The organism is Enterobacter cloacae complex sp. P1B (genome assembly GCF_014982345.1).
In the GTDB taxonomy this organism is placed as follows: Bacteria; Pseudomonadota; Gammaproteobacteria; order Enterobacterales; family Enterobacteriaceae; genus Enterobacter; species Enterobacter bugandensis.
In genome coordinates this window covers 291079-311669 of sequence record NZ_JADCLF010000016.1, presented here as the reverse complement: position 1 = coordinate 311669, position 20591 = coordinate 291079, and the positions used below count along the sequence as shown (strand labels likewise).

Genomic DNA, 20591 nt, shown 5'->3' with positions numbered 1-20591 from the left:
GCGCGGGAGGAAACGTGCGACAACTGGCAACAATACTCTTATCTCTGGCGGTGCTTGTCACCGCTGGCTGTGGCTGGCACCTGCGCAATACCACGGCGGTGCCTGCTGAGATGAAAACAATGATCTTTGATTCCGGGGATCCAAACGGACCGCTCAGCCGGGCCATTCGTAATCAGCTGCGCCTGAACGGCGTTGAGCTTATTGAGAAAGGTACGCTGCGCCAGGATGTACCGTCTCTGCGCGTACTGGGAATGACGCTGGGCCAGGATACGGCGTCCATCTTCCAGGACGGCCGCACGGCTGAATATCAGATGGTGCTGTCGGTCAACGCGGCTGTACTGATCCCGGGTAAAGACATCTATCCGATCAGCGCAAAAGTGTATCGTTCGTTCTTTGATAACCCGCAAACCGCGCTGGCAAAAGATGCCGAACAGCAGATTATCATCAACGAAATGTACGACAAGGCGGCGGAACAGCTGATCCGCAAACTGCCGGGTATTGCAGCGTCTAACCGAGAAGGCTCTGACATTATTGAAAAACCGGATGCCAGTACGCCTCCTGTTTCTACCTCTCTGGGTAAATGATGATCAGGCTGTATCCTGAACAACTCCGCGTGCAGCTCAATGAAGGGCTGCGCGCGGCGTATCTGCTGCTCGGAAACGACCCGTTACTACTTCAGGAAAGCCTGGATGCCGTGCGGCATGCGGCCGCGGCTCAGGGCTTTGATGAACACCATACCGTTCAGGTGGATAACGCCACCGACTGGAACGCCCTCTTCTCACTCTGTCAGGCGATGAGCCTTTTTGCGTCGCGCCAGACAATCCAGATCCTGCTGCCGGAGAACGGCCCTAACGCTGCCATCAATGAGCAACTCGCCACGCTGGTCAGCCTGTTACACAGCGATCTGCTGTTGATTGTGCGCGGCAGCAAGCTCACCAAAGCGCAGGAAAACGCGGCATGGTTCACCCAGCTCGCGACCCACGCGGTGCTGGTCACCTGCCAGACGCCTGAGCAGGCGCACCTGCCTAAATGGGTCGCCGCGAGAGCGAAGCAGCACAACCTTCAACTGGACGATGCGGCGAACCAACTGCTCTGCTACTGCTATGAAGGCAACCTGCTGGCCCTGGCACAGGCGCTGGACAGGCTCTCCCTGCTCTGGCCGGACGGCAAGCTGACCTTACCGCGCGTTGAGCAGGCCGTTAACGATGCCGCACACTTCACGCCGTTCCACTGGGTGGATGCTCTGTTGTCGGCGAAAAGCAAACGCGCCCTGCATATTCTCCAGCAGCTGCGCCTGGAGGGCAGTGAACCCGTCATTCTGCTGCGCACGCTGCAGCGCGAGCTGTTGCTGCTGATAACGCTCAAGCGCCAGTCGGCCCATACGCCGTTACGCTCCCTGTTTGATAAACACCGGGTGTGGCAAAACCGGCGGGCAATGACCACCGAGGCCATCAACCGCCTGAGCCATGAACAGCTTCGCCAGGCGGTGCAGCTTCTGATGCGCGCCGAGCTCACCCTAAAACAAGATTACGGCCAGTCGGTGTGGGCGGAGCTGGAAAGCCTTTCCCTGCTGCTCTGCCACAAGGCACTGGCTGACGTATTTATTGATGGATAGTATGCACTCTTTACAGGCCCTGTATGGCGGCACCTTTGACCCGGTACACTACGGGCATCTGAAGCCGGTAGAAATTCTGGCAAATCTGATCGGCCTGCAGCGCGTTACCATCATGCCCAATAATGTTCCGCCGCACCGCCCCCAGCCTGAAGCAACCAGCGAGCAGCGTAAAGAGATGCTCGCTCTGGCTATCGCGGATAAGCCGCTCTTCAGGCTGGATGAACGGGAATTGCGTCGCGACACCCCCTCGTGGACGTCGCAAACGCTGCAGGAGTGGCGGGCCGAGCAAGGGCCTGACCAGCCGCTCGCCTTTATCATCGGTCAGGACTCCCTGCTCAACTTCCCCACGTGGCACAAGTATGAAACCATTCTGGGGAACAGCCACCTGCTCGTCTGCCGCCGTCCGGGCTACCCGCTGACCATGCGCGAAGCGCAATATCAGCAGTGGCTTGAAGAGCATCTCACCGATAACGTTGAAGATCTTCACAACCAGCCCGCCGGGAAGATTTATCTGGCGGAGACGCCGTGGTTCGACATCTCTGCGACCGTTATTCGCGAACGTTTACAGCAGAGTTTAGCCTGTGACGATCTGCTGCCTGCCCCGGTGCTGGCGTATATTCATACGCACGGGTTGTATCAGAAAACCGCAGATAAATAGCCGGAGGGCATAAAAAGCAGCATATTGATTATCCTGCCTTGACAGGTTAAGCCATACTGTTATCCTCCGCTGCCAGACTTTCCCGCCGATCGTTGCTTTACAGAAATTGTTTTACAAAAATGGCGATGCAATCTCAGGCGGAGGGTGGGATGATACCCGCCTTCAAAAGCCCGGACGGTGACATTTGTCCCGACAGGGGCGTCAGTTCAGGTATACTGTCTGGCCACGAATTCATAGTTGTACAATCTCATTCACCCAGGGGGAAAACTTGCAGGGTAAAGCACTCCAGGATTTTGTTATCGACAAAATTGATGACCTGAAAGGTCAGGACATCATCGCTATCGACGTTAAGGGTAAATCCAGTATTACCGACTGCATGATTATCTGCACCGGTACCTCTACGCGTCATGTTGTTTCGATTGCCGACCATGTGGTTCAGGAATCGCGCGCAGCAGGACTCTTACCGCTTGGCGTTGAAGGTGAAGCGACCGCTGACTGGGTGGTTGTTGACCTCGGCGATGTGATTGTCCACGTCATGCAGGAAGAGAGCCGTCGCCTGTATGAGCTGGAAAAACTCTGGGGTTAATGCGTGAAGTTGCAGCTGGTCGCCGTCGGCACCAAAATGCCGGACTGGGTACAAACCGGTTTTACTGAATATCTGCGTCGTTTTCCCAAAGACATGCCGTTCGAACTGGTGGAGATCCCCGCCGGGAAGCGCGGTAAGAACGCGGATATCAAACGTATTCTCGACAAAGAGGGTGAACTGATGCTTGCTGCCGCAGGCAAGAACCGCATCGTCACCCTTGATATTCCAGGTAAACCCTGGGATACGCCGCAGCTGGCGCATGAACTGGAGCGCTGGAAGCAGGATGGCCGCGACGTCAGTCTGTTGATTGGCGGACCTGAAGGGTTATCCCCCGCCTGCAAAGCTGCAGCAGAACAAAGTTGGTCTCTCTCTGCGCTGACGCTGCCCCACCCGCTCGTGCGGGTCCTGGTGGCGGAAAGCTTGTATCGCGCGTGGAGCATTACTACCAACCACCCCTATCACCGCGAGTAATGACTGACCAGGGTAGATTAAGCAGCGGATGAAACTACAGAATTCTTTTCGCGACTATACGGCTGAGTCCGCGCTGTTTGTGCGCCGGGCGCTGGTCGCCTTTACGGGGATTTTGCTGCTTACCGGCGTGCTGATCGCCAACCTTTATAATCTGCAAATTGTCCGCTTTACCGATTACCAGACGCGCTCTAACGAAAACCGCATTAAGCTGGTGCCTATCGCACCCAGCCGCGGCATTATCTACGACCGTAACGGCACCCCTCTGGCGTTAAACCGCACCATCTATCAAGTCGAGATGATGCCGGAGAAGGTCGATAACGTGCAGAACACGCTGGAAGCGCTAAGGAGCGTTGTCGATCTTAACGATGATGATATCGCGGCCTTCAAAAAAGAGCGCGCCCGCTCTCACCGTTTCACCTCCATTCCGGTTAAAACCAATCTGACGGAAGTCCAGGTCGCCCGTTTTGCGGTGAACCAGTACCGCTTCCCCGGTGTGGAAGTGAAGGGTTACAAGCGTCGCTACTATCCTTACGGATCCGCGCTGACGCATGTGATTGGCTACGTTTCCAAGATTAACGATAAAGACGTCGAGCGCCTCGATAAAGACGGCAAGCTGGCGAACTACGCCGCGACGCACGATATCGGCAAGCTGGGGATCGAGCGCTACTACGAAGATGTCCTGCACGGGCAGACCGGCTATGAAGAAGTTGAGGTTAACAACCGTGGCCGCGTCATCCGCCAGCTTAAAGAAGTGCCGCCTCAGGCGGGGCACGACGTCTATCTGACGCTCGATCTCAAACTGCAGCAGTATATTGAAACCCTGCTGGCGGGCAGCCGCGCCGCCGTGGTGGTCACCGACCCGCGCACCGGCGGCATTCTGGCGATGGTTTCCATGCCAAGCTATGACCCGAACCTCTTTGTTGACGGTATCTCCAGCAAAGACTACTCCGGCCTGTTGAATGACCCTAACACCCCGCTGGTGAACCGCGCCACGCAAGGCGTTTACCCGCCGGCATCAACGGTTAAACCGTACGTGGCGGTCTCAGCGCTGAGCGCGGGCGTCATCAACCGCAATACCAGCCTGTTTGACCCGGGCTGGTGGCAGCTACCGGGCTCTGAAAAACGCTATCGCGACTGGAAGAAATGGGGCCACGGCCATCTGAACGTTACGAAATCTCTGGAAGAATCTGCGGATACCTTCTTCTATCAGGTGGCGTATGACATGGGCATTGACCGCCTGTCTGAGTGGATGAGCAAATTCGGCTACGGACATTACACCGGCGTGGATCTGGCTGAAGAGCGCTCCGGCAACATGCCAACCCGTGAGTGGAAGCTGAAGCGCTTTAAGAAGCCGTGGTATCAGGGTGATACCATACCGGTGGGTATCGGCCAGGGTTACTGGACGGCCACCCCGCTTCAGATGAACAAAGCGATGATGATCCTCATTAACGACGGCGTGGTGAAAGTTCCGCATCTGCTGCAAAGCACCGTTGAAGATGGCAAAAAAGTGCCGTGGGTGCAGCCCCATGAAGCGCCGGTAGGCGACATCCATTCCGGATTCTGGGAAATAGCGAAAGACGGTATGTACGGTGTGGCAAACCGTCCAAACGGAACCGCGCACAAGTATTTCGCCGGTACGCCATATAAAGTGGCCGCGAAATCCGGTACGGCGCAGGTCTTTGGCCTGAAAGCCAATGAAACCTATAACGCACACCGCATTGCCGAACGTCTGCGTGACCATAAGCTGATGACGGCGTTTGCCCCTTATGATAACCCGCAGGTGGCGGTGGCAATGATTCTGGAGAACGGCGGCGCTGGCCCGGCAGTAGGGACCATCATGCGCCAGATCCTGGACCACATTATGCTGGGTGATAACAACACCGAACTGCCGGCTGAAAATCCGGCCGCCGCTGCGGCGGAGGACCAATAATCATGACGGATAATCCAAATAAAAAATCGCTGTGGGATAAAATTCACATCGACCCAGCCATGCTGCTGATCCTGCTGGCCCTGCTGGTTTACAGCGCCCTGGTTATCTGGAGCGCCAGCGGCCAGGACATCGGCATGATGGAACGCAAGATCGGCCAGATCGCGATGGGTCTGGTCATTATGGTGGTAATGGCGCAGATCCCGCCGCGCGTCTATGAAGGCTGGGCGCCCTATCTCTACATCTTCTGTATTATTTTGCTGGTGGCGGTAGATGCGTTCGGTGCCATCTCAAAAGGGGCACAGCGCTGGCTGGATCTGGGCGTTGTTCGTTTCCAGCCCTCGGAGATTGCCAAAATCGCAGTCCCGCTGATGGTGGCGCGCTTTATCAACCGTGACGTCTGTCCGCCGTCGCTGAAAAATACCGCTATCGCCCTGGTGCTGATATTCCTGCCGACACTGCTGGTTGCGGCGCAGCCTGACCTCGGCACCTCGATCCTTATCGCCCTCTCCGGCCTGTTTGTCCTGTTCCTGTCGGGCTTAAGCTGGCGTCTGATTGGTATCGCGGTGGTGCTGGTTGCAGCGTTTATCCCTATCCTGTGGTTCTTCCTGATGCATGACTACCAGCGCCAGCGCGTCATGATGCTTCTCGATCCGGAAACCGATCCGCTCGGTGCGGGCTATCATATTATTCAGTCCAAGATTGCGATTGGCTCCGGCGGCCTGCGCGGTAAAGGCTGGCTGCACGGTACCCAGTCGCAGCTGGAGTTTTTACCGGAGCGCCACACCGACTTTATCTTTGCGGTACTGGCGGAAGAGCTGGGACTGGTTGGCATCCTGATCCTGCTGGCGCTCTATGTGCTGCTCATCATGCGAGGTTTGTGGATTGCGGCCCGCGCGCAGACCACCTTCGGCCGCGTCATGGCAGGCGGACTGATGTTGATTTTATTCGTTTATGTCTTCGTAAATATTGGTATGGTGAGTGGTATTCTGCCGGTGGTAGGCGTACCGCTGCCGCTGGTGAGTTACGGAGGCTCGGCACTGATCGTGTTGATGGCCGGGTTTGGTATCGTGATGTCGATCCACACCCACAGAAAAATGTTGTCAAAAAGCGTATAAAAATAAGGGGATCGGAATGCGTAAGCAGTGGCTGGGTATCTGCATTGCGGCAAGTTTACTTGCGGCCTGTACAAGTGATGATGGTCAGCAACAGGCAACCGTCGCGCCGCCGCAGCCTGCGGTGTGTAATGGCCCAATCGTTGAAATTAGCGGTGCCGATCCCGTTTATGAACCGCTGAATGCCAGCGCGAATCAGGATTACGAGCGCGACGGCAAAAGCTACAAAATTGTGCAGGATCCGTCCCGCTTTAGCCAGGCTGGCTTTGCCGCCATTTATGATGCTGAGCCGGGCAGTAACCTGACGGCATCGGGTGAAACATTTGACCCAATGCAACTGACTGCGGCGCACCCGACGCTACCGATCCCTAGCTACGCCCGTATCACCAACCTGGCGAACGGCCGTATGATCGTCGTGCGTATTAACGACCGCGGCCCGTACGGTAATGACCGGGTGATTTCCCTGTCCCGCGCGTCTGCCGATCGCCTGAATACCTCGAACAACACCAAAGTTCGCATTGACCCAATTATCGTGGCGCAGGATGGTTCGCTCTCCGGGCCGGGGACTGCGTGTACCACGGTGGCGAAACAGACCTATGCCCTCCCCGACCGCCCAAATCTGGACGGCGGCATGGGAAGCGTCTCCTCGCCGGCAGAGCCTTCTCAGCCGGCGGGAGAAATACGCCCAATCAGCAATGACACCCTGCAAAGCGATGGTGCCACTGGCGCACCGGTAAAAAGCAGCGGCTTCCTTGGCGCACCAACCAACTTAGCCTCGGGCGTGCTGGAGAGCAGTGAGCCAACGCCAGCCCCTGTTGCCGCCCCCGTCGTGCAGCAGCCTGCTCCGGTGGCGGCTCCGGTCACGACCCAGAGCGCAGCCGTTGCCGCTCCCGCAGCAGCCAGCGGCGGCTTTGTCGTCCAGGTGGGCGCAGTGAGCGATCGGGCCCGTGCCCAGCAGTATCAGCAGCGTCTAAGTCAGCAGTTTGGCGTGCCAGGACGCGTTGAGCAAAACGGCGCGGTCTGGCGTATTCAGATGGGGCCGTTTGCCAGCAAGTCGCAGGCGGCATCCCTGCAGCAGCGTTTGCAGAGCGAGGCACAGCTGCAGTCCTTTATCGCTGTTACGAAGTAATTAATCGGCGGTATCCGAAATGTCAGTTTGTGTAAAACACATTCACAAACTCATGCTTAAAGTCGGATGCCTGCCTGAATAGCATTTGCTATAGTAAGGCACTTTTTTTAATTCCATCACGGATGTCGTAGTTCTGACCATGAAGACCACTTTTTCTGCTCGTTTTGTGCAGCGCATGGCGCTGACCACGGCCCTTTGCGCGGCTGCACTCTCTGCAGCTCATGCTGATGACCTGAATATCAAGACCATGATCCCTGGCGTTCCGCAAATCGACGCGGAATCCTACATCCTGATCGATTACAACTCTGGCAAAGTGCTGGCAGAACAGAATGCCGATGCCCGCCGTGACCCGGCCAGCCTGACCAAAATGATGACCAGCTACGTCATCGGCCAGGCAATGAAAGCCGGTAAGTTCAAAGAGACGGATCTGGTCACCATCGGCAACGATGCGTGGGCTACCGGGAACCCGGTTTTCAAAGGTTCCTCGCTGATGTTCCTGAAACCAGGAATGCAGGTTCCGGTTTCTCAGTTAATTCGTGGCATTAACCTGCAGTCCGGTAACGATGCCTGCGTAGCGATGGCCGATTTCGCCGCCGGTAGTCAGGATGCGTTCGTGGGCCTGATGAACAGCTACGTAAATGCCCTGGGTCTGAAGAACAGCCACTTCCAGACCGTACACGGTCTCGATGCAGACGGTCAGTACAGCTCCGCGCGTGATATGGCGCTGATTGGTCAGGCGCTGATCCGCGACGTACCTAACGAGTACTCTATCTACAAAGAGAAAGAGTTCACCTTCAACGGCATTCGTCAGACCAACCGTAACGGCCTGCTGTGGGATAACAGCCTGAACGTTGACGGCATCAAAACCGGCCACACCGACAAAGCCGGTTACAACCTGGTGGCCTCTGCCACTGAAGGCCAGATGCGCCTGATCTCTGCCGTGATGGGCGGTCGCACCTTTAAAGGTCGCGAAACCGAGAGTAAGAAGCTGCTGACCTGGGGCTTCCGTTTCTTCGAAACCGTGAACCCGCTGAAAGCAGGCAAAGAATTTGCTTCTGAACCCGTCTGGTTCGGCGATAACGATCGTGCTTCTCTGGGCGTGGATAAAGACCTCTACCTGACCATTCCACGCGGTCGTATGAAGGATCTGAAAGCAAGCTATGTGCTCAACACCACCGAACTGCATGCCCCGCTGCATAAAAACCAGGTAGTGGGTACCATCAACTTCCAGCTGGACGGTAAAACGATCGATCAGCGTCCACTCGTGGTATTGGAAGAAATTCCTGAAGGCAATTTCTTCGGCAAAATCATTGATTACATTAAACTGATGTTCCATCACTGGTTTGGCTAAAAATCGAACACTTGAAAGTGTGATTTTGATCCCCATATACTAAGTATCCTGATAACTCCCACCTGACGTGGGAGTTATTCTTTTTGACGTTACGCCGGAGCTGACATGAAAACCAAACTTAACGAACTGCTTGAATTCCCTACCCCGTTTACCTACAAAGTAATGGGTCTGGCGAAACCTGAGCTGGTTGATCAGGTGGTTGAAGTGGTACAGCGCCATGCGCCGGGTGACTACTCTCCGTCAGTAAAACCAAGCAGCAAGGGCAACTACCACTCGGTTTCTATTACCATCACTGCCACACATATCGAGCAGGTTGAGACGCTGTACGAAGAGCTCGGCAATATCGAAATCGTTCGTATGGTGCTGTAGTCCCTTTGCGGTTACCCGGTTTACCGGGTAACCCCTCTTCCCCGCTGTGATATACTCCCCCTCATCTTTTGTTTCTCGTCTTCGGAGACGCGTTTTGTATCAGGATAAAATTCTGGTCCGTCATCTCGGGCTGCAACCTTATGAGCCTGTCTCTCAGGCTATGCACGAGTTCACCGATTCACGCGATGACACAACCCCTGATGAGATTTGGCTGGTCGAACATCTGCCGGTATTTACGCAGGGCCAGGCGGGAAAAGCGGAACACTTATTAATGACGGGCGATATCCCGGTGATCCAGAGCGATCGTGGCGGACAGGTGACTTACCACGGTCCGGGTCAGCAGGTCATGTACGTCCTGCTTAATCTGAAGCGCAGAAAGCTTGGCGTACGTGAGCTGGTGACGTTACTGGAACAGACCGTCGTCAACACGCTGGCGGAGTATGGGATTGACGCGCATCCGCGTGCCGATGCGCCGGGCGTCTACGTTGGCGAAATGAAGATCTGCTCTCTGGGGCTACGTATTCGTAAAGGTTGTTCCTTCCACGGTCTGGCATTGAATATTAATATGGATCTTACGCCTTTCCAGCGCATAAACCCCTGCGGCTACGCCGGCATGGAAATGACGCAAATGCGCCAGTGGGTCGATACCGCTACGCCAGAAAATATACGTCCCGTGCTTCTGAAGAATGTGTTAGCGCTACTTAACAATCCCCCGCACGAATATATCCCTGCTTAATATATCATCCAGAATGGCTCGATAATTTGACGGGCCACTGTTTATTTACCGCTTTTACGCTTTACAATAATCCGCAGATTCTATATTTTCGAAGCGCCCGAATATTGCCCTTACATATTATTTAGCCTCCGGACAGCACGGCATACACAGGCTAAGTAACTTGAGTGATAATCACACAACTGTTTGTTTTTGATAAACAAGTGGAACAAAAGCAACACTTTACGAATCTCTACAAGCATAATAAATAAATTGAACTATCATTCATGTTGTGAATGTATACGGAGTGAAAGCGTGGAGTATAATAATTTACCAGCCAAACGCCTGAATGACCCTGGTGGCGAAGATAAGCCGCAAATTTTTCGGACTTTACGTAATATTGATCTCAATTTACTGACTATTTTTGAGGCAGTATATGTCCATAAGGGTATCGTTAATGCTGCGAAAATTCTTAATCTCACGCCATCGGCAATAAGTCAGTCAATTCAAAAGCTACGGGCTATATTTCCCGACCCCTTATTTATCCGTAAGGGCCAGGGCGTCACGCCAACGGCCTATGCGACACATCTCCACGAATACATCAGCCAGGGGCTGGAGTCGATTCTGGGTGCGCTGGATTTAACCGGAAGCTATGACAAACAGAGAACCATCACCATCGGCTGCTCCCCTTCTGTCGGCGTACTGGTGATGCCCGCGATCTTCCAGGCAGTGAAAGAGCATGCGCCTCAGCTTCTGCTTCGCAATGTGCCTCTTAACGAACCTGACGTTCAGCTTGCTCAGTTCCAGACGGACCTGGTCATCGAAAGCGGCAGCTTTAGCGCCCGAGCGCTGGGGCAAAATGTGCTTTACGCGGATAACCTGGTGCTGGTTTGCCGCAAGCAGCACCCCGTCCTCAGCGAGCCGTTATCCATTGAAAACCTGCGCAACTACGACCACTCGTCTTTCATGACCGAAGGGCAGTCTAACCACGCTCTGCGTCAGCGTATTGACGAAATTTTCCCGGAACGTCAGATCAGTTTCAGCAGTTACAATATGTTCACCACCGCATCCCTGATTGGCAGCAGCGATATGCTGTGCATCATGCCTTCACGCCTGTATAACCTGCTGCGGAAATGCTGGCCGCTGGAGAGTATTCCGCTAAGCCAGCTCAATGCAGAATCTATCGAGATTTCACTGCATTACAACAAGCTCAGCTTGCGCGATCCGGTACTGGAAAACGTCATCCGCATTATCCGTCAGGCCTTCTGACAGAGCGTACCCGTACACGTCCCTGCCGCTCGCTGGGCAAAAGGCACAAAACAACAACTATTTTACAAATTGGCGACCTGGCAGGCTGCTTTAACGCCCCTATAAATGATATACTGCCTGTCGTTCGTTCAAAAATAGTTGATAAATACAACATTCCCTTGAATTGAAACGCTTTCCTTCGATATTCGCAACTGGAACACGCACGCTATGAGTAAACCCATTGTGATGGAACGCGGTGTTAAATACCGCGATGCCGATAAAATGGCCCTTATCCCGGTTAAAAACGTGGCTACAGAGCGCGAGGCGCTGTTAAGAAAACCGGAATGGATGAAAATCAAACTTCCGGCAGACTCTTCGCGTATCCAGGGGATCAAAGCGGCGATGCGTAAGAATGGCCTTCACTCTGTTTGTGAAGAAGCCTCTTGCCCGAACCTTGCTGAATGTTTCAATCACGGCACCGCGACGTTTATGATTCTGGGTGCCATCTGTACCCGCCGCTGCCCATTCTGCGACGTGGCGCATGGCCGCCCGGTGGCCCCCGATGCCAACGAGCCGCAAAAACTGGCGCAAACCATCGCCGACATGGCGCTGCGTTATGTGGTTATCACCTCCGTTGACCGCGACGATCTGCGTGATGGCGGTGCTCAGCACTTCGCTGACTGCATTACTGCCATTCGCGAAAAAAGCCCGAACATCAAAATCGAGACGCTGGTTCCTGACTTCCGCGGCCGTATGGACCGTGCGCTGGATATCCTGACCGCGACGCCGCCGGATGTGTTTAACCACAACCTGGAGAACGTTCCGCGTCTTTACCGTCAGGTGCGTCCGGGAGCCGACTATAACTGGTCTCTGAAGCTGCTGGAGCGCTTTAAAGAAGCACATCCGCATATCCCGACCAAGTCAGGTCTGATGGTTGGTCTGGGTGAAACTAATGACGAAATCATCGACGTCATGCGCGATCTGCGCCGCCACGGTGTGACCATGTTGACGCTCGGCCAGTATCTGCAGCCAAGCCGTCACCACCTGCCGGTACAGCGCTACGTGAGCCCGGATGAATTTGACGAGATGAAAGCCGAAGCGCTGGCGATGGGCTTTACCCACGCGGCTTGTGGTCCATTTGTTCGTTCTTCTTACCATGCGGATATGCAGGCGAAAGGCGAAGAAGTCAAATAACGCCGTAATATTCATTTACAGTAATGCAAAAAAACCGGCCTCATGAGCCGGTTTTTTTTCGCAAGCCCTCAGGCATTGCCGTTACTCTTTGTGGGAAAGCTTCTCTGCCGGGATGTCGTCAGCGCTTTTCTTCGCGGCTGCGTCATCGTCGTTCATCGCTTTCTTAAAGCCTTTGATGGCAGCCCCCAGGTCACCACCCAGCGTGCGTAACTTCTTGGTACCAAACAGCAGGACGACCAGTGCGGCAACCACCAGCAGTTTGGTAATACTAATCTCACCCATAGATACCTTCTTTACTTAAAACAGGCTGCATTCAGCGCCAAAACCCGATCGTATTAACGGTCATTTGGCGCGTGCACACAATAGCAATCTGTAACAAGGTGAATCAAGCATTGTTGAAAAAAACATCACAATAATTGCGGTGGCGCAAAGCGACGGTTGCGAAGAACAGGTAATTGCTGACGCGCAAGCGCAACTCTTTCTAAAATTATCTCCGCCATCAGCAGAACCGGCGCTTCCGCTGCGGCGGCAATCGTCACTCCCAGGGGATCAACCACCCTGCTCTGCCCGATGTTTTTATTGCCGCACTCCCCGGCGGCAACAATATAACAGGTCGTGTCCAGCGCGCGTGCCGCAAGCAGCGTAGCCCAGTGTTGCTCTTTTAGCGGCCCCTTAACCCATGCGGCAGGCAATACCAGCACCTCCGCCCCCTGCAGCGCCAGATGCACCGCCAGCTCCGGGAAACGCAGGTCATAGCAGGTCATCAACCCCACCTTAAACCCGTCGATATCAATCAGCGGTGGGACGACATCTCCCGGATCAACGCGTCGCGACTCCTGGATGCTGAACGCATCATAGAGATGAAGCTTGGCGTAGCGCGCAACAATGGCACCGTCACGGATAGCCACCAGCGTATTCACTGCGCGACCCGGCGTTGAGGGAACGTGCACGGTTAAGACGGTGGTCATCGTACTGCCTACGCTCTGGGCGAGCAGCTGTTGTAAAAATTCGCCGTCAAGGGCCTGTGCGGACTTCACGGACAAATCCGGGTCGTTATCATCCCTTGCCAGCAACGCCTCAGGAAGCACCAGCAGCGACGCGCCTTTCTGTCGGGCCTGTATAATCAGGTTAACGCACTGCACTGCGTTAACCCGCCAGTCAGGCGTGACCGCAAACTGCCCTACCGCAACATACATATTTGTCCCCTCATTATAAACAGCGTTAAACTCGCTACTCTTACACATCAAATAGCAGGTATTTAGCGTGTTACAACTCCTTTTAGCTGTTTTTATTGGTGGAGGCACGGGGAGCGTTGCGAGGTGGTTACTGAGTATGCGGTTTAATCCCCTGCACCAGGCGATTCCATTAGGAACGCTGGCCGCCAACCTGATTGGTGCTTTTATTATTGGTATGGGGCTGGCCTGGTTTAACCGGATGACGCACATCGATCCTATGTGGAAAGTCTTGATTACCACCGGCTTCTGCGGCGGTTTGACGACCTTTTCAACCTTTTCCGCGGAAACGGTTTTTCTCTTTCAGGAAGGTCGTATCGGCTGGGCGCTGGTGAATATCGCGATCAACATGATCGGATCTTTCGCGATGACGGGGATCGCATTTTGGCTTTTTTCCTCTGTAAGCACGCATTAACTGCCGGAGCGTTAATGTTGGCTTAATTTTTCTCTGTCACTCTGAAGGCAATACTGAACGAGGGTGACAAATGAAACAGAGTCTGATGAGCGCAGGCATGGTGTTGTTGAGCGTACTGATCGTGGCCAGCTTCCTGAAAATTTACCTGCTTGGCTGATTCATAACGAAAAAAACCCGCTCAATGAGCGGGTTTTGAAATTCTTGCTGACGCGTCTGAATTACAGAGCGATTACGTTAGCAGCAGAAGGGCCTTTGGCACCGTTAGTGATTTCGAACTCTACACGCTGACCTTCAGCCAGAGTTTTGAAACCATTAGACTGGATTGCAGAGAAGTGTACGAACACGTCTTTGCTGCCATCTTCAGGAGTAATGAAACCGAATCCTTTGGACTCATTAAACCACTTAACGTTACCTTTAATCTTAGACATCAAAATTACCTTTACATTAAAAAACGACACAAATGCTGTGTCGGTTACCAGTACATCAATTGTGGGACCTTTTGTCCAGCGGATCTTTGACAAAAAGTGACTAAAGTCGCGTTAATTTTCACTGACAGATTTTTATCGCTTACGAATCAACGGCTGCACGTTTTTTCACCACCAGGTAATGTTTTGTCAGTTAAAACTGAAAACGCATCCAGGCGAAGTAAACGTTACCGTTGTTATACGTTCCCGGAATGTAGGTCATCTGGAACGTTGCAGGGCCGTAACCAACAGAGGCCAGAGGCAGCAATACGGGGATCGGAATGTACTTCCAGTTGTCGCGCGCGGTCACCCCGGCGGTATAGCCCAGACCAACGTGGAAGTTCTCATCCGCCAGCGGGCGCCAGGTTTTTTCCCAGCCGTAGCCGCCAATCGGTTCCCACTTGTTAAAGGAGTCTTTGAAGGCCATCAGGTAGATGCCATGCCAGTTTCCTTTTTCATCCCAGCGCGACTGACCAAAACCCGCTCCCCAGGGACGCTCGTTGTATTTATCCGTTTTCTCTTTGTCGTAAGCAAAGCGCGCATGCCACGTTATTGCCGGGACATAGAGATCATAATGTTCAGGCGCTGACCAGGTCTGCGAAACATTATCCGTAAAAGTAGAGAACCAACCTTTATCCGTCGCGTTGTTCTCTGCCTGTGCAACAGAACAAAACGTTAACTGGCCAATAATAAACAATAAAATAGAGAAAAAAGTATTACGTACAATCACAATGCAATTACCATTCTTGATATTCGAGGCAAAGTTTAACATAGAATAATTGAACCAAGCCTTAACGGCATCACCCCTACTCTTAAATATCAGGCCGCTTTTCGGGAATATTCCTAAAGCGGCGTTCTGCTTATCCCGAATAAACCCACATCATGTACGCCTAATGTCTGTTAACGGTCTCCAGTACTAACAGGCCAGACCACACAAAAGTTTAACATTTTGTTATCATTACATAGACATGTTACGCTGTCTTTGCCGGTCAAGATCCTTATGACATAAATGCCTTAGCCATGGCAAAAACGCTGTTATGCTGTTCGTTAGTCGTCTGTTTATTGATTTTAATCAGCAAGGGCGGCCCATTAATTCGGCACATTTTCATCCTTCATTTTTATATTAATTTTTTATATCTCAGGGCAGAAAGACACAGGGGAAATCATGCTTACGTTTATCGAACTCCTAATTGGGGTCGTCGTCATTGTGGGTGTAGCTCGCTACATCATTAAAGGATACTCAGCCACGGGCGTTTTATTTGTCGGTGGTCTAACGCTGCTGATAATCAGCGCAGTAATGGGTCATCAGGTTTTACCTGCCAGCGCAGCCAGCACGGGCTACACCGCCACGGATATTGTTGAATATATTAAAATCCTGCTCATGAGCCGCGGTGGCGATCTGGGTATGATGATCATGATGCTGTGCGGTTTTGCAGCCTATATGACCCATATCGGCGCGAACGACATGGTTGTGAAGCTTGCCTCGAAACCCCTGCAGTACATTAACTCGCCGTATCTGTTGATGGTTGCCGCCTATTTCCTCGCCTGCCTGATGTCGCTGGCCGTTTCATCGGCAACCGGGCTTGGCGTACTGTTAATGGCCACGCTTTTCCCGGTGATGGTAAACGTGGGGATCAGCCGTGGGGCAGCGGCGGCAATTTGCGCCTCCCCGGCGGCCATTATTCTCTCCCCGACGTCAGGAGACGTTGTGCTGGCGGCGAAAGCAGCCGAAATGTCGCTTATCGACTTCGCCTTTAAAACCACGCTGCCGATCTCGATTGTCGCCATTGTGGGAATGGGTATCGCGCATTTCTTCTGGCAGCGCTATCTCGATAAGAAAGAGAACATCAGCCATGAAATGATGGATGTAAGCGAAATCACCACCACAGCGCCGGCGTTCTATGCCATTTTGCCGTTTACGCCGATTATCGGCGTGCTCATTTTTGACGGGAAATGGGGCCCGCAGCTGCACATTATTACTATCCTGGTTATCTGTATGCTGTTAGCCGCTGTGCTGGAGTTCGTGCGCGGTTTCAACACCCAAAAAGTCTTCTCCGGCCTTGAGGTCGCGTATCGCGGTATGGCAGATGCGTTTGCTGGCGTGGTGATGCTGTTGGTTGCAGCAGGTGTCTTTGCCCAGGGTCTGAGCACGATCGGCTTTATCCAGAGCCTGATCTCCATCGCCACCTCGTTTGGCTCGGCCAGTATTATCCTGATGCTGGTCCTGGTGGTACTGACCATGCTGGCGGCAATGACCACCGGTTCCGGGAATGCGCCATTTTACGCCTTCGTTGAGATGATCCCTAAGCTGGCTCACTCGTCCGGTATCAACCCGGCTTATCTTTCCATTCCCATGCTCCAGGCCTCAAACCTGGGTCGTACCATCTCGCCTGTCTCAGGCGTGGTGGTAGCGGTCGCCGGGATGGCCAAAATCTCGCCGTTTGAAGTGGTGAAACGCACGTCAGTGCCGGTGCTGGTTGGGCTAATCATCGTCATTATTGCTACCGAAGTGCTGGTTCCCGGCGCCGCCTAAGTGAAATTCCTGATTACCTAAAAGCGCCTGCGGGCGCTTTTTGTGCTTTAATAACCCACAAAAATGAATTGCGCACAACCAATCAGGAAATCACATGTTCAGGAAGGATATCGTTATCCCGTCTGGCGCAGTAGCGCTTGCACTCAGTCTCTTCTCAGCACAGGCCGACCCCCTCAAGGCCACGCAGTACGGCGATTTCGATCGCTATGTGCTGGCTTTGTCCTGGCAAACGGGATTTTGTCAAAGCATGGTCGAGCGTAACCGCAATGAACCGGATGAATGTCGTCTGCAAAAAGAGCGCGACAATAAAACCGATTTTCTGACCGTTCACGGGCTATGGCCCGGCCTGCCGAAATCCATTGCCGCACGCGGCGTGGATGAACGTCGATGGATGCGGTTTGGCTGCGCCACGCGCCCTATCCCGAACATGCCGGAAGTGAAGGCCAGCCGCAAATGCGCAGCAGCCGAAACCGGGCTGTCGCTTTCCGGCGCGGCTAAGCTGAACGAGGTCATGCCGGGCGCGGGTGGAAACTCCTGTCTGGAACGTTACGAATATGCCAAACATGGCGTCTGCTTTGGTTTTGATCCCGATGCCTATTTCGGCACCATGGTGAGAATGAATCAGGAAATGAAAAACAGCGCCGTCGGTCATTTCCTTGCGGAAAATTACGGTAAAACCGTCAGCCGGAGTGATTTTGACAACGCCGTTGCCAAAAGCTGGGGCAAGGAAAATATCAAAGCCTTCAAGCTGACCTGCAACGGTAATCCGGCGTATCTGACCGAGATGCAAATTTCACTCAAAGCAGACACCATTAACGCCCCGCTTTCTGCGACATCCTTTGCTCCGCAGCCGCATCCAGGCAACTGCGGAAAACAATTTGTCATTGATAAGGCCGGTTACTGATCGCCCACCACCGGTCGCACCATGTCAAACCGGTGTTCGTCACTGATGCCATAGTAAGCCGTCGGCCCACCCGCACGCAGGATGGGCTGCGCTTTCGCCGTCTGGTATATCCCCTCTTCCAGCAGCGTTTCGGCAATATGGATCCCGACCACTTCTCCCAGCACCAGCCAGGTATCCACCGGCGTACCGTCGGCGCCGGTAAGCTGAATACACTGAGACAGGCGGCACTCAAAGTTGACCGGGCTTTCCGCCACGCGGGGGGCGCTCACCAGCTTGCTTGCCGCAGGCGTTAATCCGGAAAAGGTAAATTCGTCCTGGTCGTGAGGCAGCGTGGCAGAGGTCTGATTCATCGCTTCCGCAAGATCGCGCGTTGCCAGATTCCAGACAAACTCCTTTGTTTCAACAATATTACGCACGCTGTCCTTCCAGCCGTTGCTGGAAAAGCCAATGATCGGCGGGCGATAGTTAAAGCAGTTGAAGAAGCTATACGGCGCAAGGTTGAGCTGACCGGCCTGGCCGCAAGAGGAGATCCAGCCAATCGGACGGGGGCCGACAATGGCGTTCAGCGGGTCATGCGGCAGGCCATGCCCCTGAGACGGTTGGTAGAAGTACATAGCGCTCTCTCGTTGGTAAGGGCTGCAGCGAATGATGTTTCGCGCAGCGCCCGGGTTCAGAACATACAGCGTAACGCAATCCGCCAGTAATGAAGATTGAATAAATTTCAGTGAAAATTCATATGGCACATGAATGTGACCTTCATCACTTCAAACTTGCGCGTTCAGCCAGTATCATCGGGAGAGTTAAACCCTCGCTGCCAGACGGCGAGGGTTTTCTTTTGGATTGGTTTCTGCGTTAGACGCAGCATTAACGACATGGAGTAAAAAATGTCCAGACCTACAATCATCATCAACGAGCTCGACGCAGAACGTATCGACAGGCTGCTGGAAAAAGCAGAATTCGCCTCACTTCCGGTGGCCGATGCCCTGAATGAGGAACTCGACCGGGCGCAGATGTGCACGCCTGAGACGATGCCGCATAACGTGGTCACCATGAACAGCCAGGTGAAATTCCGCAACCTGACCACCGGTGAAGAGCTGACCCGCACGCTGGTTTACCCGGCTCAGATGACGGACAGCAGCGCGCAACTTTCGGTTCTTGCGCCGGTGGGGGCCGCACTGCTGGGGCTGCGCACGGGCGATACCATCCACTGGGACTTGCCGGGCGGTGCCTCCACCCATCTGGAAGTGCTGGAGCTGCTCTACCAGCCAGAAGCTGCGGGCGATTACCTGCGTTAATGTCATTCTGAACAAACGCGACCCGCGTTGCACAGAGGATGCGCCTGCATCCTCTTTCCGAACATCTTCACCCGATTGCGCTACATCGCAGGACAGTAACTTGAGCGCCACCGGCGAGTGACCTCACACCACGCCGCCCGGGAACGCATTTACCAGGCCCTTCACTTTTTGCTCAGCGGCCTCAGGCGTTTCCGCGCCGGGCACCAGAATCACCTTCCGGCACTCCTCCTCCCGTTTTTCGAAAATCTTATAGGCACGTTCCGCATCCGCCAGCGGGAGATAATGCGTCACAATCTCTTCCGGCGTCAGCAGCCCTTTTTCGATCAGCGGTAACAGTTCGCCCAGCCAGGCGTGGACGTGCGTCTGGCCCATCTTAAACGTCAGCCCTTTATCGAAGGCATCCCCAAACAGGAAGCCATGAATAAACCCGGCATACACGCCGGGTACGCTGACCACCCCGCCGCGCCGGACGGCAGCGATACACTGACGCAGCGCTTTGCCGCTGCTGCCCTCAATTTTAAGGTTGCTGAGGATCGTCTCCGTGGTGCTGCCCTTGGCTTCGAACCCGACGGCATCAATGACGGCATCGACACCCCGCTGCCCGGCGGTTTGCTCGATTATCTTTTCCGCCGCGTCGTTATCATCATCAAAATTGATGGGGATAGCACCGTAGCGCGCCTCGGCAAACCGCAGCCGATAGGGGTGATGGTCGATAACAAAAATCTGCTCAGCCCCTAACAGCCGTGCGCAGGCAATCGTCAACAACCCCACCGGACCGGCACCGAAAACGGCGACGCTGGAGCCTTTTTCAATCTGCGCATTTTTTGCCGCCTGCCAGGCGGTGGGTAAAATATCAGACAGAAACAGGGCCTTATCATCGGAGAGCAGCTGCGGCACCTTAAACGGTCCGACGTTGCCTTTCGGCACGCGCACATATTCCGCCTGCCCTCCCGGCACGCCGCCGTAGAGATGGCTATAGCCAAACAGCGCTGCCGGCGCGGGAATTTGCTTTTTGTTCAGCGCAGCGCCCTGCCCGGCATTGGTATTCTCACAGGCAGCGTACTGCTGCAGACGGCAAAAGAAGCAGTCACCGCAAGCGATGACAAAGGGGATCACCACGCGATCGCCTTTTTGCAGGTCCTTCACCTCTCGACCGCACTCGACGATCTCGCCCATAAATTCATGTCCAAAAATGTCGCCGTGCTGCACCTTTGGGATCTTTCCACGATAGAGATGCAGGTCGGAGCCGCAAATCGCCGTGGCCGTGACGCGCAGGATGATATCGTCGGGCTGTTCAATGATGGGATCGGGGACATTCTCAACGCGAACATGGTGCGGACCGTGGTACGTGAGTGCTTTCATGCGACCTCCGA

The 20591-nt window shown here is 54.1% G+C and carries 23 protein-coding genes; 17 read left to right on the top strand and 6 right to left on the bottom strand.

Going from position 1 to position 20591, the window contains the following annotated elements:
- Positions 1 to 14 precede the first annotated feature (14 nt).
- The 13 genes from lptE to lipA all read left to right on the top strand — a co-directional run bounded on the left by lptE (position 15) and on the right by lipA (position 12375).
- On the top strand, positions 15 to 584 hold the full coding sequence (gene lptE, locus INF77_RS20305; RefSeq protein ID WP_045630867.1) for an LPS assembly lipoprotein LptE: 570 nt from the start codon (positions 15 to 17) through the stop codon (positions 582 to 584).
- A complete protein-coding gene (gene holA, locus INF77_RS20300; RefSeq protein ID WP_193532235.1) occupies positions 584 to 1615 on the top strand; it encodes a DNA polymerase III subunit delta in 1032 nt (343 codons plus the stop codon). Before lptE ends, holA begins: the two co-directional genes overlap by 1 nt.
- The gene (gene nadD, locus INF77_RS20295; RefSeq protein ID WP_193532224.1) at positions 1608 to 2273 is read left to right on the top strand and encodes a nicotinate-nucleotide adenylyltransferase; all 666 of its coding nucleotides are present in this window, start codon (positions 1608 to 1610) and stop codon (positions 2271 to 2273) included. The genes holA and nadD overlap by 8 nt, the downstream gene beginning before the upstream one ends.
- A 268-nt stretch (positions 2274 to 2541) precedes the next feature.
- Positions 2542 to 2859, top strand: coding sequence for a ribosome silencing factor (rsfS, locus tag INF77_RS20290; RefSeq protein ID WP_003858696.1), 318 nt, complete (start codon positions 2542 to 2544; stop codon positions 2857 to 2859).
- A gap of 3 nt (positions 2860 to 2862) precedes the next feature.
- Positions 2863 to 3330, top strand: a complete 468-nt coding sequence (gene rlmH, locus INF77_RS20285; RefSeq protein WP_003858701.1) for a 23S rRNA (pseudouridine(1915)-N(3))-methyltransferase RlmH — start codon at positions 2863 to 2865, stop codon at positions 3328 to 3330.
- Between the two features lie 28 nt (positions 3331 to 3358).
- Positions 3359 to 5260 (top strand): peptidoglycan DD-transpeptidase MrdA, encoded by a 1902-nt coding sequence (gene mrdA, locus INF77_RS20280; protein ID WP_028012338.1) that lies wholly within the window; start codon positions 3359 to 3361, stop codon positions 5258 to 5260.
- 2 nt (positions 5261 to 5262) lie between these two features.
- Positions 5263 to 6375 carry a peptidoglycan glycosyltransferase MrdB gene (gene mrdB, locus INF77_RS20275; RefSeq protein WP_013097590.1) on the top strand — a complete coding sequence of 371 codons (1113 nt, stop codon included), beginning with the start codon at positions 5263 to 5265 and terminating at the stop codon, positions 6373 to 6375.
- Between the two features lie 16 nt (positions 6376 to 6391).
- On the top strand, positions 6392 to 7501 hold the full coding sequence (gene rlpA, locus INF77_RS20270; protein ID WP_193532223.1) for an endolytic peptidoglycan transglycosylase RlpA: 1110 nt from the start codon (positions 6392 to 6394) through the stop codon (positions 7499 to 7501).
- Positions 7502 to 7640: 139 nt separating this feature from the next.
- Complete coding sequence (gene dacA / locus INF77_RS20265) at positions 7641 to 8852, top strand: D-alanyl-D-alanine carboxypeptidase DacA (RefSeq protein ID WP_028012336.1); 1212 nt, start codon at positions 7641 to 7643, stop codon at positions 8850 to 8852.
- A gap of 105 nt (positions 8853 to 8957) precedes the next feature.
- Complete coding sequence (gene ybeD / locus INF77_RS20260) at positions 8958 to 9221, top strand: DUF493 family protein YbeD (RefSeq protein ID WP_003858718.1); 264 nt, start codon at positions 8958 to 8960, stop codon at positions 9219 to 9221.
- Positions 9222 to 9315: 94 nt separating this feature from the next.
- A complete protein-coding gene (gene lipB / locus INF77_RS20255) occupies positions 9316 to 9957 on the top strand; it encodes a lipoyl(octanoyl) transferase LipB (protein ID WP_028012335.1) in 642 nt (213 codons plus the stop codon).
- Between the two features lie 291 nt (positions 9958 to 10248).
- On the top strand, positions 10249 to 11202 hold the full coding sequence (locus tag INF77_RS20250; protein ID WP_041910920.1) for a YbeF family transcriptional regulator: 954 nt from the start codon (positions 10249 to 10251) through the stop codon (positions 11200 to 11202).
- A gap of 207 nt (positions 11203 to 11409) precedes the next feature.
- Positions 11410 to 12375, top strand: coding sequence for a lipoyl synthase (gene lipA / locus INF77_RS20245; protein WP_028012333.1), 966 nt, complete (start codon positions 11410 to 11412; stop codon positions 12373 to 12375).
- A gap of 81 nt (positions 12376 to 12456) precedes the next feature.
- Here the strand turns inward: lipA and tatE are convergent, their stop codons facing one another.
- Complete coding sequence (tatE, locus tag INF77_RS20240; RefSeq protein WP_028012332.1) at positions 12457 to 12657, bottom strand: twin-arginine translocase subunit TatE; 201 nt, start codon at positions 12655 to 12657, stop codon at positions 12457 to 12459.
- Between the two features lie 125 nt (positions 12658 to 12782).
- Positions 12783 to 13571, bottom strand: a complete 789-nt coding sequence (locus INF77_RS20235) for a deaminated glutathione amidase (RefSeq protein WP_193532222.1) — start codon at positions 13569 to 13571, stop codon at positions 12783 to 12785.
- A gap of 67 nt (positions 13572 to 13638) precedes the next feature.
- Here INF77_RS20235 and crcB point away from each other — a divergent pair, with 67 nt between their 5' ends.
- Positions 13639 to 14022 (top strand): fluoride efflux transporter CrcB, encoded by a 384-nt coding sequence (gene crcB / locus INF77_RS20230; protein WP_041910922.1) that lies wholly within the window; start codon positions 13639 to 13641, stop codon positions 14020 to 14022.
- A 218-nt stretch (positions 14023 to 14240) separates the two neighbouring features.
- On the opposite strand, the gene cspE is transcribed toward crcB, so the two are convergent.
- Together cspE and pagP are read right to left on the bottom strand one after the other, a co-directional pair.
- A complete protein-coding gene (cspE, locus tag INF77_RS20225) occupies positions 14241 to 14450 on the bottom strand; it encodes a transcription antiterminator/RNA stability regulator CspE (protein WP_002439184.1) in 210 nt (69 codons plus the stop codon).
- A gap of 190 nt (positions 14451 to 14640) precedes the next feature.
- Positions 14641 to 15258 carry a lipid IV(A) palmitoyltransferase PagP gene (gene pagP, locus INF77_RS20220; protein WP_048956861.1) on the bottom strand — a complete coding sequence of 206 codons (618 nt, stop codon included), beginning with the start codon at positions 15256 to 15258 and terminating at the stop codon, positions 14641 to 14643.
- Between the two features lie 393 nt (positions 15259 to 15651).
- On the opposite strand from pagP, the gene dcuC reads away from it, so the two are divergent.
- Together dcuC and rna are read left to right on the top strand one after the other, a co-directional pair.
- On the top strand, positions 15652 to 17019 hold the full coding sequence (gene dcuC, locus INF77_RS20215) for an anaerobic C4-dicarboxylate transporter DcuC (protein ID WP_028012328.1): 1368 nt from the start codon (positions 15652 to 15654) through the stop codon (positions 17017 to 17019).
- Between the two features lie 94 nt (positions 17020 to 17113).
- On the top strand, positions 17114 to 17923 hold the full coding sequence (gene rna, locus INF77_RS20210; protein WP_193532221.1) for a ribonuclease I: 810 nt from the start codon (positions 17114 to 17116) through the stop codon (positions 17921 to 17923).
- On the opposite strand, the gene INF77_RS20205 is transcribed toward rna, so the two are convergent.
- Positions 17917 to 18537, bottom strand: coding sequence for a flavin reductase family protein (locus tag INF77_RS20205; protein WP_193532220.1), 621 nt, complete (start codon positions 18535 to 18537; stop codon positions 17917 to 17919). The two genes, rna and INF77_RS20205, sit on opposite strands and share 7 nt — an antisense overlap.
- A 270-nt stretch (positions 18538 to 18807) precedes the next feature.
- On the opposite strand from INF77_RS20205, the gene rnk reads away from it, so the two are divergent.
- Positions 18808 to 19218, top strand: coding sequence for a nucleoside diphosphate kinase regulator (gene rnk / locus INF77_RS20200; protein ID WP_028012325.1), 411 nt, complete (start codon positions 18808 to 18810; stop codon positions 19216 to 19218).
- Positions 19219 to 19341: 123 nt separating this feature from the next.
- Here rnk and INF77_RS20195 read toward each other — a convergent pair whose 3' ends face one another.
- Positions 19342 to 20580: a zinc-dependent alcohol dehydrogenase gene (locus INF77_RS20195; RefSeq protein ID WP_028012324.1), complete on the bottom strand. Its 1239-nt coding sequence runs from the start codon at positions 20578 to 20580 to the stop codon at positions 19342 to 19344.
- Positions 20581 to 20591: the final 11 nt, after the last annotated feature.